General features: G+C 45.6%; 17 protein-coding genes. 12 read left to right on the top strand and 5 right to left on the bottom strand.

Annotated features, from left to right (window positions below):
• Window positions 1–187: 187 nt before the first annotated feature.
• From BDD39_RS03120 to BDD39_RS03145, 6 genes are all read left to right on the top strand, one after another.
• A complete protein-coding gene (locus tag BDD39_RS03120; RefSeq protein WP_015863777.1) occupies window positions 188–1,846 on the top strand; it encodes an IS1634 family transposase in 1,659 nt (552 codons plus the stop codon).
• A 298-nt stretch (window positions 1,847–2,144) separates the two neighbouring features.
• The gene (locus tag BDD39_RS03125; RefSeq protein ID WP_166908027.1) at window positions 2,145–3,335 is read left to right on the top strand and encodes an ABC transporter substrate-binding protein; all 1,191 of its coding nucleotides are present in this window, start codon (window positions 2,145–2,147) and stop codon (window positions 3,333–3,335) included.
• 85 nt (window positions 3,336–3,420) lie between these two features.
• Window positions 3,421–4,299, top strand: coding sequence for a branched-chain amino acid ABC transporter permease (locus tag BDD39_RS03130; RefSeq protein WP_166908030.1), 879 nt, complete (start codon window positions 3,421–3,423; stop codon window positions 4,297–4,299).
• 16 nt (window positions 4,300–4,315) lie between these two features.
• Entirely contained in the window at window positions 4,316–5,290 is a 975-nt protein-coding gene (locus BDD39_RS03135) for a branched-chain amino acid ABC transporter permease (RefSeq protein WP_166908032.1), read from the top strand.
• Window positions 5,265–6,044 (top strand): ABC transporter ATP-binding protein, encoded by a 780-nt coding sequence (locus BDD39_RS03140; RefSeq protein ID WP_166908034.1) that lies wholly within the window; start codon window positions 5,265–5,267, stop codon window positions 6,042–6,044. The genes BDD39_RS03135 and BDD39_RS03140 overlap by 26 nt, the downstream gene beginning before the upstream one ends.
• 1 nt (window position 6,045) lies before the next feature.
• On the top strand, window positions 6,046–6,753 hold the full coding sequence (locus BDD39_RS03145) for an ATP-binding cassette domain-containing protein (protein ID WP_166908036.1): 708 nt from the start codon (window positions 6,046–6,048) through the stop codon (window positions 6,751–6,753).
• A 429-nt stretch (window positions 6,754–7,182) separates the two neighbouring features.
• Here the strand turns inward: BDD39_RS03145 and BDD39_RS03150 are convergent, their stop codons facing one another.
• Window positions 7,183–8,127, bottom strand: a complete 945-nt coding sequence (locus BDD39_RS03150) for a M23 family metallopeptidase (protein WP_208404452.1) — start codon at window positions 8,125–8,127, stop codon at window positions 7,183–7,185.
• 212 nt (window positions 8,128–8,339) lie between these two features.
• Here BDD39_RS03150 and lipA point away from each other — a divergent pair, with 212 nt between their 5' ends.
• Window positions 8,340–9,236 (top strand): lipoyl synthase, encoded by an 897-nt coding sequence (gene lipA, locus BDD39_RS03155; protein ID WP_166908040.1) that lies wholly within the window; start codon window positions 8,340–8,342, stop codon window positions 9,234–9,236.
• A gap of 56 nt (window positions 9,237–9,292) precedes the next feature.
• Here lipA and BDD39_RS03160 read toward each other — a convergent pair whose 3' ends face one another.
• A complete protein-coding gene (locus BDD39_RS03160; RefSeq protein ID WP_166908042.1) occupies window positions 9,293–9,979 on the bottom strand; it encodes a YhcN/YlaJ family sporulation lipoprotein in 687 nt (228 codons plus the stop codon).
• Between the two features lie 112 nt (window positions 9,980–10,091).
• On the opposite strand from BDD39_RS03160, the gene BDD39_RS03165 reads away from it, so the two are divergent.
• Entirely contained in the window at window positions 10,092–10,367 is a 276-nt protein-coding gene (locus BDD39_RS03165) for a YutD family protein (protein ID WP_017434790.1), read from the top strand.
• 18 nt (window positions 10,368–10,385) lie between these two features.
• On the opposite strand, the gene BDD39_RS03170 is transcribed toward BDD39_RS03165, so the two are convergent.
• Together BDD39_RS03170 and BDD39_RS03175 are read right to left on the bottom strand one after the other, a co-directional pair.
• Window positions 10,386–10,694: a cytosolic protein gene (locus BDD39_RS03170; protein WP_166908044.1), complete on the bottom strand. Its 309-nt coding sequence runs from the start codon at window positions 10,692–10,694 to the stop codon at window positions 10,386–10,388.
• 57 nt (window positions 10,695–10,751) lie between these two features.
• Window positions 10,752–11,021 carry a DUF3055 domain-containing protein gene (locus tag BDD39_RS03175; RefSeq protein ID WP_166908046.1) on the bottom strand — a complete coding sequence of 90 codons (270 nt, stop codon included), beginning with the start codon at window positions 11,019–11,021 and terminating at the stop codon, window positions 10,752–10,754.
• A gap of 113 nt (window positions 11,022–11,134) precedes the next feature.
• On the opposite strand from BDD39_RS03175, the gene hepT reads away from it, so the two are divergent.
• Window positions 11,135–11,572, top strand: a complete 438-nt coding sequence (hepT, locus tag BDD39_RS03180; RefSeq protein WP_166908048.1) for a type VII toxin-antitoxin system HepT family RNase toxin — start codon at window positions 11,135–11,137, stop codon at window positions 11,570–11,572.
• 127 nt (window positions 11,573–11,699) lie between these two features.
• A complete protein-coding gene (locus BDD39_RS03185) occupies window positions 11,700–12,470 on the top strand; it encodes a TIGR01457 family HAD-type hydrolase (protein ID WP_166908050.1) in 771 nt (256 codons plus the stop codon).
• Window positions 12,471–12,525: 55 nt separating this feature from the next.
• Here BDD39_RS03185 and BDD39_RS03190 read toward each other — a convergent pair whose 3' ends face one another.
• Entirely contained in the window at window positions 12,526–13,023 is a 498-nt protein-coding gene (locus tag BDD39_RS03190) for a phosphatidylglycerophosphatase A family protein (RefSeq protein ID WP_166908052.1), read from the bottom strand.
• 154 nt (window positions 13,024–13,177) lie between these two features.
• Here BDD39_RS03190 and yutH point away from each other — a divergent pair, with 154 nt between their 5' ends.
• Window positions 13,178–14,191: a spore coat putative kinase YutH gene (gene yutH, locus BDD39_RS03195; protein ID WP_166908054.1), complete on the top strand. Its 1,014-nt coding sequence runs from the start codon at window positions 13,178–13,180 to the stop codon at window positions 14,189–14,191.
• 84 nt (window positions 14,192–14,275) lie between these two features.
• Window positions 14,276–15,262: a 2-hydroxyacid dehydrogenase gene (locus BDD39_RS03200; protein ID WP_166908056.1), complete on the top strand. Its 987-nt coding sequence runs from the start codon at window positions 14,276–14,278 to the stop codon at window positions 15,260–15,262.
• The last annotated feature ends 83 nt before the right edge of the window (window positions 15,263–15,345 follow it).

Here is a 15,345-nt window from a genome sequence, read left to right on the forward strand (position 1 = left end):
TAATTGTAGAGATTTATGGCGGTGAACGCAAACATTTTAGTGTTTTATTATAAAAGAGTGTTGAAATAGACCGGCAAACATTGGTACCTCACATTTCGCACCCTCTCGACGAAAATCGGGAGGATTTTTTCGTTCCGATGTCGAATGAATCCTTGACACACAAGGAACGTAAAGGAGTTTTTCACTTATGAACGTTCAAGTCAAAAAGGTCTATCGCAATTCTTATTTGAATATAATAAGTGCCCTATTCAAGAAACTGGGTCTGCCTCAATTGATTGACCATCTCGTGCCCGTCGATCCGCAGTGCCAAACGCGAGTCAGCGATGCCGTTCAGGCCATCCTCTACAATGTGTTTGACGGCCGGCAAGCCCTTGTTCACTTGGAACATTGGGCTCAGGAGGTCGATTGTGAGAAACTCATCCGTCCCGATCTCCATCCTTCCTGGTTGAACGACGATGCGTTGGCCCGTCATCTCGATCGCCTGTATGAGGCTGGCATTCACAACGTCATCAGCACTTGCTTGATTCATATTTATCGAAAAGAAGGCCTTTCCCTCCGAGCCTTCCACGCCGATACGACGGACAAGACCGTTTACGGCGCGTATGAATCGGCCTCGTTAGAGGCCTTACAAATCACACATGGCTACAACCGCCATCATCGTTGGCAAAAACAGATCGGTTTCGGACTGGTCGGCAACGAGGACGGCATCCCGTTTTACGGCGATGTGCACGATGGCAACCTGCCCGATAAAACATGGAATCCCGAGGTGCTGTCTCGTGTCCATGAACAGCTGAAGCAGGCCAAAATCGAAGACGAATGGATTTACGTGGCCGATTCCGCCGCGATGACGAAAGAGACCCTGGCGCAAACCAAAGCGGCCAACGCCTTTTTGATCACCAGAGGCCCTTCGTCGCTCCGGATCGTGAAAACCGCGCTGGCCGAAGCGGATGCTGAGGACACGACGTGGAGCGATCCCTTTACGTTGGCGGAGAGAAACGGCGCCACGTACCGGGTATGGGAAACGGCCTCGACGTATGAAGGCCACCCCGTTCGGCTGATCGTTGTTGAATCGAGCGCGCTCGACCAGCGAAAAGGAAAGACGCTTGAAAAAGAACGAACCAAAGAAGCGGAGCTTCTTCGCGAGGAACAAGCCCGTTGGGAGCGTCACCCCTTCTCCTGCCGGGAAGATGCCGAACAAGCCTTGGCGTCCCTCAAGGCGTCCCTTCGCCCCCGGTTTCATCGGGTTGAGGCCGCGGTCGAAGAGATCGTACGCCTGAAAAAACGGCGCGGACGGCCGAAAAAAGGGGCGGAACCCGAGGTGGAGACGCTGTATTTCTTGCACCTTGACGTCGAATTCGACCAAGACGCGTGGGAACAGGCGAGACGGAAAGCGTCCCGGTTTGTCCTTGTCACGACCGTTCCGAAGGAATGGAAGGGCCAACCCATGGATGCCCAAGAGATCTTGAAGCTGTATAAAGGGCAGATCTCGGTGGAAATGAACTTCGCTTTTTTGAAAGATCCGTTTTTCACGGATGAGATTTACGTCAAAAAACCAGAACGGGTCGCAGTATTAGGCTATTTGTTTCTGTTGGCCTTGGCTATTTACCGCGTTTTTCAGCGCCGAGTGCGTCAGTTTATTACTCCAGAACACCCGTTGAAGGGTCCTGGAGGCCGCAAGCTGACCCGGCCGACGGGACAGGCGATTTTTCAGCTGTTTCAATATGTGAACGTCGTCCTGTTCAAGCTGCCGGATGGGCGCATCCAACGCTCACTGGATCGCTCCCTTACCCCTGATCAGCGAAGGATTCTGCAGGGATTGGGCATGGATGAGAGCATCTACGTGTAACGTGATACGGAACGACCAGCGATGGTAAAAAAAGGATTGCCATCGCTCGTTGTGTTGGTCAAAAAGTTATTCTGAAAAACTAAATAAAAAATCCTTTGTTTTGACCTTGTTAGGGTGCGAAATGTGAGGAAGAAAACAACTAGACGAGGAGTAAAAAATTTTGTAATATTATATTAAATTAAAAATAGTTTTATTATTGTGTTATTTGAAAAAATATATAGAAAGGGTGTGGCAAAAGAGAGAAAAAACGCACTCATTAAACTGAATTTTTTGAAAAATTACAATGGGGGGACAAAGGATGAAGAAGAAAAGATTAGCTAGTATTTTTCTATCACTGGCATTAACTGCTGGTGTCATGGCAGGATGCTCAGGACAGCAGGCGACAAACAACTCCTTAGGCGGCAGCAGTGGAGGAGGCGGCGATACGATTAAAATTGGCGCCGATCTTGAATTATCCGGCGGAGTTGCTTCATTTGGACAGTCGATTGCCGAAGGATTGGATCTAGCCTTGGAAGAAATAAACAAAGAAGGTGTCAATGGAAAGAAACTGGAACTTGTGAAAGTAGACAACAAATCGGATGCAGCCGAAGCGACGAACGGCGCGATCAAGCTCATTAGCCAGGACAAAGTAGCAGCGATTATTGGGGCGGCAACAAGCACCAACACGCTGGCACAAGTCCAAGTGGCACAAGACAACAAAATTCCGTTAATTACGCCAACGGGAACAAACCCTACGATTACGAATAAAGACGGCAAAGTAAATGATTTCGTATTCCGGACATGCTTTATTGATCCTTTCCAAGGGAAAGTCGCCGCGAAATTTGCGCTCAATAATTTAAAAGTAAAAAATGCCGCGGTGCTGATTGACAGCTCCAGCGACTATTCGAAAGGGCTTGCTGCTGCGTTTAAAGAAGTGTTTGAAAAAGAAGGCGGCAAAATTGTAGCGGAAGAAGCTTACGTCGCCAAAGACACGGATTTCCGCGCTACGCTTACCCGCATCAAAGCGGCTAATCCGGAATTCATTTTCTTGCCTGGCTATTATGAAGAAGTAGGCCTTATCGTCAAACAGGCGCGTGAGCTCGGCATTAATGTGCCGATTATGGGCGGTGATGGATGGGATTCACCGAAATTGGTGGAAATCGCTGGGAAAGACGCATTGAATAATACGTTTATTACAAACCACTATTCTTCGAATGACCCAGATCAAAAAATCCAAAATTTCGTAAAAGCATTTAAAGCGAAATACAATAAATCTCCAGATGCCTTCAATGCGCTTGGATATGATACGGCATATTTCCTTGCTGACGCCATCAAACGTGCCGGAAGCGCAGACCCGGTGAAAATTAAAGACGCTCTTGCGCAAACGAAAGATCTCTCCCTTGTATCGGGAATGTTGACGCTGGATAAAAACCATGATCCAGTGAAATCTGTTACGATTCTCGAATATAAGGACGGTCAGCAACAATTCAAAACAAAAGTGAATCCATAATATCATGCAGAGGATAGGGGGTACGCCCCCTATTCCAAATTTTTTCTAAACAAAAGAAACAGTCTTCTTTAAGGAGAGTGCGAATATGGAACTCATTCAGCAACTAGTTAACGGGATTTCACTCGGAAGCATCTATGCACTGATTGCGCTTGGATATACGATGGTATATGGAATTGTGCGCCTCATTAATTTTGCGCACGGCGATGTATTTATGATCGGTTCTTTCGTTGGATTTTATGCTGTCACAGCCTTGCATGTAGGGTTTTTTCCAGCACTTCTCCTAGCAATGGCCGCTTGTGCGGTTTTAGGGGTATGCATTGAAAGGATAGCTTATAAACCGTTACGGAACGCCACTAGAATAGCGGTGCTGATCACTGCGATCGGAGTTTCGCTTTTGATTGAATACGGAACCATTTATCTGCGTGGTGCTCAGCCAGAAGCGTATCCTAGCACATTGCTTCCTGATAAAAAACTGGAGATATTTGGCGTCATTATCAACAGTCAATCGCTATTGATCCTTGGGACGTCCATTGTACTAATGATTCTCCTTCAGCTGATCGTGTATAAAACAAAAATAGGAAAGGCGATGCGCGCTGTTTCGCATGATGCAGAAGCCGCCCGCTTGATGGGGATTAATGTGGATAATACGATATCAGCCACATTTGCTGTCGGTTCCGCTTTGGCGGGCGCAGCAGGCGTTATTTTTGGCATTTACTATATCAAAATCGAACCGCTAATGGGAATTATACCTGGGTTAAAAGCTTTCGTAGCTGCGGTGTTAGGTGGAATCGGCATTATTCCAGGTGCAATGGTTGGCGGCCTGGTGCTTGGCGTCATCGAATCACTCGTAAGCGGCCTTGGTTATTCGCTTTGGCGCGATGGAGCGGCTTTTATCATTCTTATTTTAATTCTCATTTTCCGGCCGGCCGGATTATTCGGTAAAAACGTAAGAGAAAAAGTGTAAAGGATGGTAGGGAGCAATGGCAACTTGGAAGCGGACAAGTGGATTTTGGATCTCCATTGTATTGGCACTGATCTTTTTTGTTGTGGTTCAGGTGTTAATATCTGGACAAATACTCAATTCTTTTTATATCAATACGTTATTTTTCATGGTCATTAATATTATACTCGCTGTCAGCCTTCATTTAATCATCGGGGTCACGGGGCAGTTTTCCATTGGCCATGCGGGATTTTTTGCCGTGGGAGCCTATGCATCGGCGATTATGACAATGAAGCTGCAGATGCCGTTTGCGCTTGCATTGCTTGTTGGCGGCATTGCTGCTGCGGTAGCCGGGCTTTTGATTGGTATTCCTAGCCTTCGGTTAAAGGGCGATTATTTAGCGATTGCTACGCTTGGTTTTGGGGAAATCGTACGAATCACCTTGCTAAACGTGGATTATGTTGGCGGCGCCAGCGGTATGATGGTAACCAACCTCACAACTTGGCCATGGGTGTTTGCCTGCCTGCTTATTACGATTATTGTCATTGCCAATTTTACGAATTCGACCCATGGACGGGCCTGCATCTCGATTCGAGAGGATGAAATCGCGGCGGATTCGATGGGAATTAACACGACGTATTATAAAGTAGCCGCTTTTGTCATCGGGTCTTTTTTTGCTGGAATTGCGGGATGTCTTTATGCCCATCATTTTTATATTATTCAGCCGACTAACTTTGGCTTTTTGAAATCATTTGATATTTTGATTTTTGTCGTGCTTGGCGGACTTGGAAGCATGTCTGGCGCGGTGATCGCTGCTATCTTATTAACGGTTGTCTCGACATTCCTGCAAGATTATCCAGAAACTCGGATGATTATCTATAGCATTGTTCTTATTTTAGTTATGTTGTACCGTCCGAAAGGATTGTTAGGCACAAAAGAATTGACATCTTTCTTTAAGCTGCGCAGAGCGACGGAAGGGGGAATCGGAAATGACAACAAGCACACCGTTGCTTAAAGCGGAACACGTCGGCATTCAATTTGGCGGGCTGAGAGCTTTATCTGACGTCAATATGGAATTGAAAAAGGGAGAATTAGTTGGACTCATAGGACCAAACGGGGCAGGGAAAACCACTTTTTTTAACTTGTTAACAGGCGTCTACGAACCGACCGAAGGAAGCATTGTGCTTGACAACGAAAAGCTAAACGGTCTGCCGCCATATAAAATTACACGCAAAGGAATCAGCCGTACATTCCAAAATATTCGGCTGTTTGGGGAGCTTTCCGTATTGGATAATGTAAAAGTCGCCTATCACTCTCTCGCTCGCCATTCTATTTTTAGCTCGATCTTTCGCCTTCCTTCCCATTTTGCTGGCGAAAAAGAAATAGAAGAAAAAGCGGTAGAATTTTTAAAGATTTTTAAGCTCGAACATGTTATGTATGAAAAGGCGAAAAATTTGCCATATGGACAGCAACGCCGTTTAGAAATTGCCAGAGCTCTTGCCGCGCATCCGAAGCTGCTTTTGCTTGATGAGCCTGCGGCAGGCATGAATCCGCAGGAAACGAGAGAATTAATGAGCTTGATTGCTTTTATCAGAGAGAAGTTTGGTTTGACCATTTTGCTTATTGAGCATGATATGTCTCTCGTGATGGGGATATGTGAACGAATTTATGTGCTTGACCATGGACAGATGATCGCGCATGGCACACCGGAGGAAGTAAGAAATAATCCTAAAGTAATCGAGGCATATCTTGGCGAGGAGGTTTCTTAACGTGCTACAAGTCGAAAGCATCGATGTATTTTACGGAAATATCCAAGCATTAAAAGGGGTTTCGCTCGAAGTAAAAAAAGGCGAAATCGTTACCTTAATCGGCGCGAATGGCGCCGGCAAAAGCACATTGCTAAAGACGATTTCCGGACTGTTAAAACCGAAAAAAGGAGATATTTTATACGAAGGAAAGTCTATTGCAGGCAAAGCCGCGCAAACGATTGTGAAACAAGGGATTTCCCATGTTCCAGAAGGCCGCCGTATTTTTGCCAATATGACCGTGGAAGAAAACTTGGAACTGGGTGCTTTTTTACGAAAAGATAAGCCTGGAATTCAGCAAGACTTCGAAAAGGTGTACCAGCTGTTCCCACGCCTTTATGAACGGAGAAAACAGCTCGCCGGAACTTTATCGGGCGGAGAACAACAGATGCTGGCGATCGGCCGCGCTTTAATGGCCCGTCCTCGCCTTCTGTTGCTGGATGAACCATCGATGGGATTGGCGCCATTGTTGGTGAAAACCATTTTTCGCATCATTGAAGAAATTAATTCCTTCGGGACGACTATTTTATTAGTCGAGCAAAACGCGAATATGGCGCTGTCCATAGCAGATCGGGCATATGTCATTGAGTCAGGGCGGGTCGTCCTGTCAGGAACCGCACAGGAACTAAATGCAAGCGAACAGGTGAAGAAAGCGTATTTAGGAGGACAATGAACCTCTCCCACCTTCATTCCATGAAGAGGTGGGAGTTTCTTACCACCTCCATCGAAGAAGCTTCTGCGTAGAAGAAAAAGGTCTCCTTCTACTCGATGCCTGCATCGGAAGTTTTCTGGATGGGTTCCGTAAGCCACGTCGGCACCACACCGATCGGGCGGTCCAACCCTTCTGCTACTTCTTGCTTGCGCAAATCCGTAATTGGAAAGCTAGCACCAAAGCAGGATGAGAGTATTAGAAAGCGCTTACAAAAAATAAGGGCGAAGTAGAAACATCCATTTACAATATCTTGGCTCAGTCTGGTTGGATGATCCATTTAGGAGGACTGTACGGGAAAAAAGATGCATTGTTCATTGCTAGGTAGGGAAAGCAAAACAAAATACGTAGCGCGATAAATGGCAAAAGGAGGTCGATTTCGTGTGGACCTCCCTATTTTGTCTTTCGCCTTTCCATGCGTTCCCACGACTTTAGGTGCGGATACGGATCAAATGACCATTCCGTATAACCGTTATCTTTGTACATCCCGTAATGAAGGTGCGGCGGGAATTTTCCTGCTGTTCCCGGCGGACCGTAGCCGGAACTGCCGACCGAGCCGATCACCATTCCTGGCTCGACGATCTGCCCTTCACGCAAGTTAGCGGAGAAGCCGTTTAAGTGGGCGAAATAGTGGTACGTATTATTAATATCGCGAATGCCGACCCTCCATCCGCCGTATTTGTTCCATCCTTTTAATTCGACGATTCCATAGCACGTGGATCGCACAGGGACACCGTAGTCGGCAAAAATGTCCGTTCCTTCGTGCATGCGGCGTCCGCCCCAGCCCCTTGCATCCCCCCATGTATCGCGATAGCTGTAATTGGCGCGAAGTGGAAGCGGAAATACATGCCCATCTAACTTGAGCGTTTGATACTTTTTGTAAATTTTTACTTTTCCTAAAATCAAATCGACCGTTTTGCTGCGCTGATAATAATTCCAAAGCGCCATTTTAATATGCTGATGATCGATTCCGTACATTTGCAAATAACGGGCGATCGCAAAAATAACATCTTCATCATCTTTACGATTGGCGATGCCGTCTCCATTGCCATCGATGCCAAGGCCGCCAAATTGTGAAATCGTAAATGGATTCGTATCATAGGGATTTTTATTTAACGGACCGGCCCAAATTTCCGGCTTGATATAGATCCCAAGCGCGCCGGTCGGTTTTGGCAAATCGCGGCGCACTTGACGGACGTGGCGCTCATATTGGTCGATCGCCGCAAAGTAATACCAAGGAATGCACGAGACCGCCTCCGCTTTTTTGTATAGTTCCATTCGTTTTTCATATATTACGTCTTCGTCCATTTTTTCTGCCGCCAATGTTTTCATTGGCATGATTAGCAAGGCAGCGGCCCATATGACAAGTATCCATCGGCACACCCATTTCTCCCCCTTTCCGTCCGTCTCATATAGTTAGTTTGAGGAGAATGGCGTTTTTCATTAATGTAAAAAAGCGGTAAGTTTATGGAAACGGCTAATTCTTTTGTGTTTAGCGTTTGTTTTTTTTATAATGAAAAGTGTAAATAAAATTTATTGGAGTGAGAACGATGTCGACAAAAGAAGAGCATCTTCGCAAACCAGAGTGGTTGAAAATAAAATTAAATACAAATGAAAATTATACCGGGTTAAAGAAATTAATGCGTGAAAACCGATTACATACGGTATGTGAGGAAGCGAAATGCCCAAACATCCATGAATGTTGGGCAGTGCGGAGAACGGCGACATTTATGATTTTAGGAAACGTGTGCACTCGTGCCTGCCGCTTTTGTGCGGTTAAAACAGGCTTGCCGACGGAACTTGATTGGCAAGAACCGGAACGCGTCGCGGAGTCCGTCCGCATCATGAACTTAAAACACGTTGTCGTCACCGCTGTCGCCCGCGATGACTTAAAAGACGGCGGCGCCGCCGTGTTTGCGGAAACGGTTCGTGCCATCCGCCGCAAAAATCCGTTTACGACGATTGAAGTATTGCCTTCCGATATGGGAGGGGTATATGAGAATTTAAAAACGCTGATGGATGCCCGTCCAGATATTTTAAACCATAATATTGAAACGGTGCGACGTCTGACGCCAAGAGTGCGCGCGCGTGCCACTTATGAACGTTCGCTTGAATTTTTGCGCCGTGCCAAAGAATTACAACCGGATATTCCAACGAAATCAAGCATTATGGTTGGCCTTGGGGAAACAAAAGAAGAAATTATTGAAGCAATGGATGATTTGCGCGCCAATCATGTCGATATTTTAACGATTGGCCAATATTTACAACCGACGAAAAAACATTTAAAAGTAGTAAAATATTACCATCCGGATGAGTTTAGAGAGTTAAAAGAAATTGCCTTGAGCAAGGGATTTACTCATTGCGAAGCCGGCCCGCTCGTTCGTTCTTCCTACCATGCAGATGAACAAGTCAATGCGGCTTCAGCGGCGCGACAAATGAAAGCATAAAGACGTGAAAAACGGTCTTGCCTTCTGTAATGATGAAGACAGACCGTTTTTTTCTGTTATCGGGTTGCTTTTGTCGGTTTTGGTGTTCCGTCATGGAAATCGTGATCGAGATGATCATTTGCTTCATTGATCATTTCACCATTTTCATTTTCCCCATCGCTTAGCTTCCTGCCTTGCGGATATTTCAACATTTCTCGAATCGTGCTATTGATGATTTGATCGATATTCCGGCTGTTGGAATCCAAACGCCCGAAACGTTCAATTTCTTTCATCAGCTGCGGATTATCGGCCACATATACATGATAATAACGGGGAACGACGGAAAGCGCGGTCCTTTTTACTTGGTCAGCAGTTTCCTGGCGATTTTTTGTATCGGTATCATAGACGACTAACACTTCTTCATCGGTGACCAATGTCGCAACATCTTTTACGTTTGGTAGCTGTGTACAAAGCTTGCTGATTAAATCAGCGGCGCGTTCACGGTTAAATGTCGGCATGTTGTTATACAGATTGGCATCGCCGCGAATGGGACTTTTTTGGTGACGGACGTAGCCAAAGTTATTCATTGGCGTATCGTCGCCATTCGGCACCCCATTTTCGTTATATAAATCGTTGCGGTCGGTGACATTCATCGTATTGCCGCTCCGTTTATATATATCAGTATTGTCATCACGCGCCATTTGCGCGCAGCCTGTTAATGCTACAGCCGTCGTTAATGTGACCGCAAGCAATGCAGTTCTCATTGTCAACACCCCCTTCACCTTTAGGATGATTCTCTTGCTGAACTTCAATAACAGTAATTGATTGGGAGCGCTTCATCGTTTATGATGAAAGTGGAAAGGCAAGGTGAAAACGATGATATGCATTAATAATATTTGTTACGAACTGGTGGAAAACGTAAAAAATGCCTTTAATGAAGAGGCGTTTCGCGCGCGGTATGCCGACATTTTAAGCAAGTATGATTATATTGTCGGGGATTGGGGATATAACCAGCTCCGTTTGCGCGGCTTTTTTGATGACTATAACCAAAAGGCGACATATGATACGAAAATCAGCACCTTATCGGAATATTTGTATGAATATTGCAATTTTGGCTGCGCCTATTTTGTGCTTCGCAAAATAAAACGGTAACACGAAGCGCGGCTATCCTCATGAAAGAGGGTAGCCGCGCATCCATTCATCCTGGCCGTACGGAAATTGCTCGTTTTCCCGCGGATCGTCATGCGGAGGATGTGCCCCAGGATCCCGTCTTGGAATATTTTGATGGAATGATTTGAATTCATAGTTAAACGCACTGTAATGGCGCTGCCCTTTTTTCCATGGGGTGCTTTTATTTTCGACCGGTTCATCGTCGCGGCGCGGCGACCCATACGGTCCTTCCGGAAATTCTTCCGCCGTTAAAAAATTTTTCTGCTTTTCCACGGTGGAGAAGTCGCTATATTTTTCTCTCTCTTCCATCCATTTCACCTTCCTCGTTTCCGGGATTGTTTATAATGTTCCCGAATGCGAAGGTGACTATGAAATGCATTCGTACAAAAACGCCCGCAAATCGTTTGCGTCTTCCTCGCTTAGACGATAAGCGTGCTCTAAATATCCCGGTTCCTCTAGATCATCTTGACCGATGATGGCAAAACGGTTGCTTTGCAAGTCAAGAACTAAATATTTTCCGTAGAAGCGATCCGTTTGGATGATCGCCAAGTCGAACCGTTGCCGCTCTCCTAAAAAGCTAACGAAGCGCGTTTTTGTTTCGACGGTATCATCATATAAGTAAAAACGCTCACTCATTGGCCATGACCTCCAGTAAACATTGAAGTTTATTTCCATCATAGCAGACGGTAGGAGAAATGTCTTGTTAATTATGGTACAATAAAAAAAGAACAATACGGGAGGAAGTCACAATGTATTTTGTCGACCGCAATAAAATCGAGGAAACATTACGTTATATGGAAAAAATGCTGCATATTTATAAGGAAAAAGCAGATTGGGATGACGAATTATCCCGACTTGCGTTGGAACGGATCGTCCATCTAGTGATTGAAGCGATTTTAGATGTGGGAAATGCGATGATTGACGGGTTTATTATGAGAGACCCAGGCAGTTATGAAGATATCATTGATATTTTAACCGACGAAAAGGTGATAACAGACGAGGATGCCAAGGGATTAAAAGCAATGATTGCCCATCGGAAAATGCTGGTGCACCATTATACGAACGTCGATCACGCGAAATTAGTGGAGGATATGCAAAAATATTTTGCCGCTCTGCAAGCGTATCCAACAGCCGTGCGCACTTATTTAGAAAATGAGCTTGGTCCGGTATCGGCGTTTCGCAATTAAACGGCAGCGTTTTCATTGCATAGAAAACACGCTTCTGTAGTTTGTTGAAGCGTGTTTACTTTTTGACATTTTTCTCTTGTTTTTATAAAGTTGGGTATATGTGCAAGATGAAGAAGGGGTGAAAACGTTGAAAAAGTATAACGGTTATTTAATCGATTTAGACGGAACGATGTACCGCGGGACCGAATGCATCGCGGAAGCCCGCGACTTTGTAAAGGAATTGCATCGGAAAGGCATTCCATATTTATTTGTGACAAATAACTCATCGCGCACACCAGCGCAAGTAGCGGAGAAATTGCAGTCCTTCGGCGTTCCGGCGACAGCGGAACATGTCTTTACGACAAGCCAGGCGACAGCCAATTATATATTTGAAAGAAAACCAGATGCTTCTGTTTATGTAATTGGGGAAGAAGGAATTCGCACCGCACTTGAGGAAAAAGGATTTACGTTCGCAAAAGAAGACGCGGACTTCGTCGTGATGGGCATTGACCGCAGCATTACGTACGAGAAGCTGGCCATTGCCTGCTTAGCCGTGCGCAACGGCGCGACGTTTATTTCGACCAATGCTGATATCGCGATTCCGACCGAACGAGGGTTGCTGCCGGGAAATGGCTCGCTTACGGCCGTTGTCGCGGTATCGACGCAAGTGCAACCGATTTTTATTGGCAAACCGGAGAAAGTGATTATGGAACAGGCGTTAAAAGTGCTAGGGATTCCAAGAGAGGAAACATTGATGATCGGCGATTATTACGATACCGATATTATGGCGGGGATGAACGCCGGCATCGATACGCTGCTTGTCCATACAGGAGTGACGACAAAAGAATTGCTGAAACAGTATGAAAAACAACCGACTTATACTGTCGATTCATTGCGGGAATGGATGGACCGCATTTGAAAGCCGTCGCTCTTTTGCTCGAAGAGCGGCGGCTTTTTTGCCCATAAAGCCATGCTTATTCCGTATTCGCAGCCCGATGCGCCAAGCGGCTTGAAGCAGCGGCAGCAATAGCGCCGACGATATCATCTAAAAACGTATTGCATTTTCCGGTTGATTTGTCATTTAAATATTGCAAAATGCCCGGCTTTTGTTTATCAATATATCCATAGTTCGTAAAGCCGATCGATCCGTATACGTTAACGATCGACAACGCTAAAATTTCGTCCACCCCATATAGCCCTTCATCGCGATGAATAATGGACTGCAGCGGTTCGTCTAATTTGCCCTCTTCGGCTAATTTATCAAGCTGAATGCCGGTTAGGATCGCGTTTTGCACTTCGCGTTTCGCAATGACACGGTTTACATTTTCGATACATTCTTCCAGTTTCAAATTAGGATGGTACTTCGATTGTAGGTAATATACAAGTTCAGCAATATCTTTGATTGTCACCCCTCGCTCTTCCAGCCATTGGCGAGCGGTTTGTTCCAGATTGTTCATAATTGGTTCTTTCATGGGCGTCACCTATTTCTTCAGAAAGTTTTTTTTATTATATATGTTTATGATGGCATAAATGTGTCGTTTCTGTAAACATAGATGCTTGCGATGAAGAAATACAGATTTTTTGGCAAAACGTCTCATATATTACTGTTAAAAGGAGGGGGAAGCAATGGAAGCATGGATTCGCCAGGAATATAATATTGCAGCAGAGCGGATGAAAAAAAACGGTCGGTATTATACATTTATCCATAAAAATCAGTGTTATACCGTTATCCCTGTTTACGGACGCAGCGAAGCGGAACTGGAGGAACTGCAAAAAATGAGCGATTATTTAATATCCAAAGGGGATATGATGGTCGCATCGTTTGTGCAGACAAAATCAGGCAAGCTCGTTGCTTATTATAGAAATGAACAACCCATTGTTATTGTTCGTACGCCGCTCCTGCCGTATGCAAGGAATATTTCCGTAGGGCGGGAGTTAGCGAAATTTCATCAACGCGGCCGCACGTGTCCGCTTCCGTTCGTTCACTGCCGACGGATCGGCCAATGGAAAGAACTTTGGGGGAAACGAGTCGATCAAATGGAGGGATTTTGGAAAAATAAAATGGCCATGGGGATGGAAACGATGTTTGATCGGCTCTTTGTTGAGTCGTTTCCATACTATCTTGGACTTGCCGAAAACGCGATCCAATATGTTGCCGATACGGAGCTGGATGTAGAGCCGGTCGGCGTTGATTATGCCACCTTTTGCCATGAACGGTTTTCAAATGCCGGATGGGCGGAAGGGAAGGAGCAGAAGCTGCCAACCGATTGGGTGTACGATCATTGTGCAAGGGATTTGGCGGAGTGGGTCCGCCACCTATACGTCCAAAGACAGTATGATTCTGCCGGCGAGATAAGGCAATTTTTCCGTGATTATGAACGCCACACCCCTTTGTCTCCATTTGCTTGGCGGCTTGTATACGCTCGCCTTCTGTTTCCGCTTCATTATTTTGAGTGTGTCGAAGGTTATTATATGACAGGTGATGAACGAGAAAAAAATCAATATGTGCATGCGCTGCAGAGCATCATCGCCCGTTCGCGCGAGTATGAGCAATTTCTTGCCTCGTTTGCCGACATTGTTGGTTTGTCAAGCCGCCGGCTTTATCTTCCAAAAGTGGATTGGCTATCTTATGTGCTTTAGCGATGATGAGAAAGTCATCGTTTTTTTTGTAGGCAAGTTGTGATAAGATAAGGAAAAACATGAAGGGGAAGGTGGCGATATGATATGAAGAGACCGTATGTGTTTATTACGAGAAAGTTACCTGAGGAGATTATCGCGCCGATGAAAGCAATTGCGGAAGTAGCGATGTGGCCGCATGATGACGTATCGGTTCCGCGCGATGTCCTAATGACTGAAGCGAAGAAAGCGGATGCGTTGTTCACCATGGTGTCCGATATAGTGGATCAAACGGTATTGGAAGCGGGAAAATCACTAAAAGTAGTGGCGAACATGGGCGTCGGCTTTGATAATATTGATGTTGCGGCCGCAACGAAATGCGGAATTGCGGTTTGCAATACCCCTGATGTATTAACCGATACTACTGCGGATTTAACATTTGCCTTATTGCTGGCCACCGCCCGCCGCATGGTGGAAGCAGCACAATTTGTCAAAGAAGGAAAGTGGAAAAGCTGGAGCCCGTTTCTGCTAGCTGGGGTCGATGTTCACCACAAAACGATCGGCATTGTCGGTATGGGAAACATCGGAACAGCGGTAGCCAAACGAGCCATCGGTTTTGAGATGAACGTGTTGTATCACAATCGTTCCCGCAACATCGAAGCGGAAAAACAGCTTGGAGCTACATATTGTTCTTTTGAGAAACTGTTGGAAACAGCCGATTTTGTTGTTTGCCTAACACCGTTGACAAAGGAAACGCGGCATATGTTTAACAAAGAAGCATTTCGCAAAATGAAACGGTCTGCGATATTTATTAATGCGGCAAGAGGCGCAATCGTGGACGAACAAGCGTTATATGAGGCGCTTGTCAGCGGAGAGATCGCTGGGGCAGGATTAGATGTGTTTGAGCAGGAGCCGATTGATGCCTCGCATCCATTGTTGAAGCTGCCAAATGTTGTGGCGCTTCCTCATATCGGAAGTGCGACGAAAGAAACGCGGACGAAGATGATGGAGGTATGCTGCCGCAATATCATTGCCATATTAACTGGAAACCAGCCTGAAACGCTTGTCAACAAAGAATGGAGCTTGCGGCCCTAGGACACAAGGCTGCTTGTTTTTTTACAAAAAAATTATCTGAATTCACTTTATATTAATCATTTTCTATATTGAGAAAAATTAAT

It is taken from the genome of Saccharococcus thermophilus (genome assembly GCF_011761475.1).
Lineage (GTDB): Bacteria > Bacillota > Bacilli > Bacillales > Anoxybacillaceae > Saccharococcus > Saccharococcus thermophilus.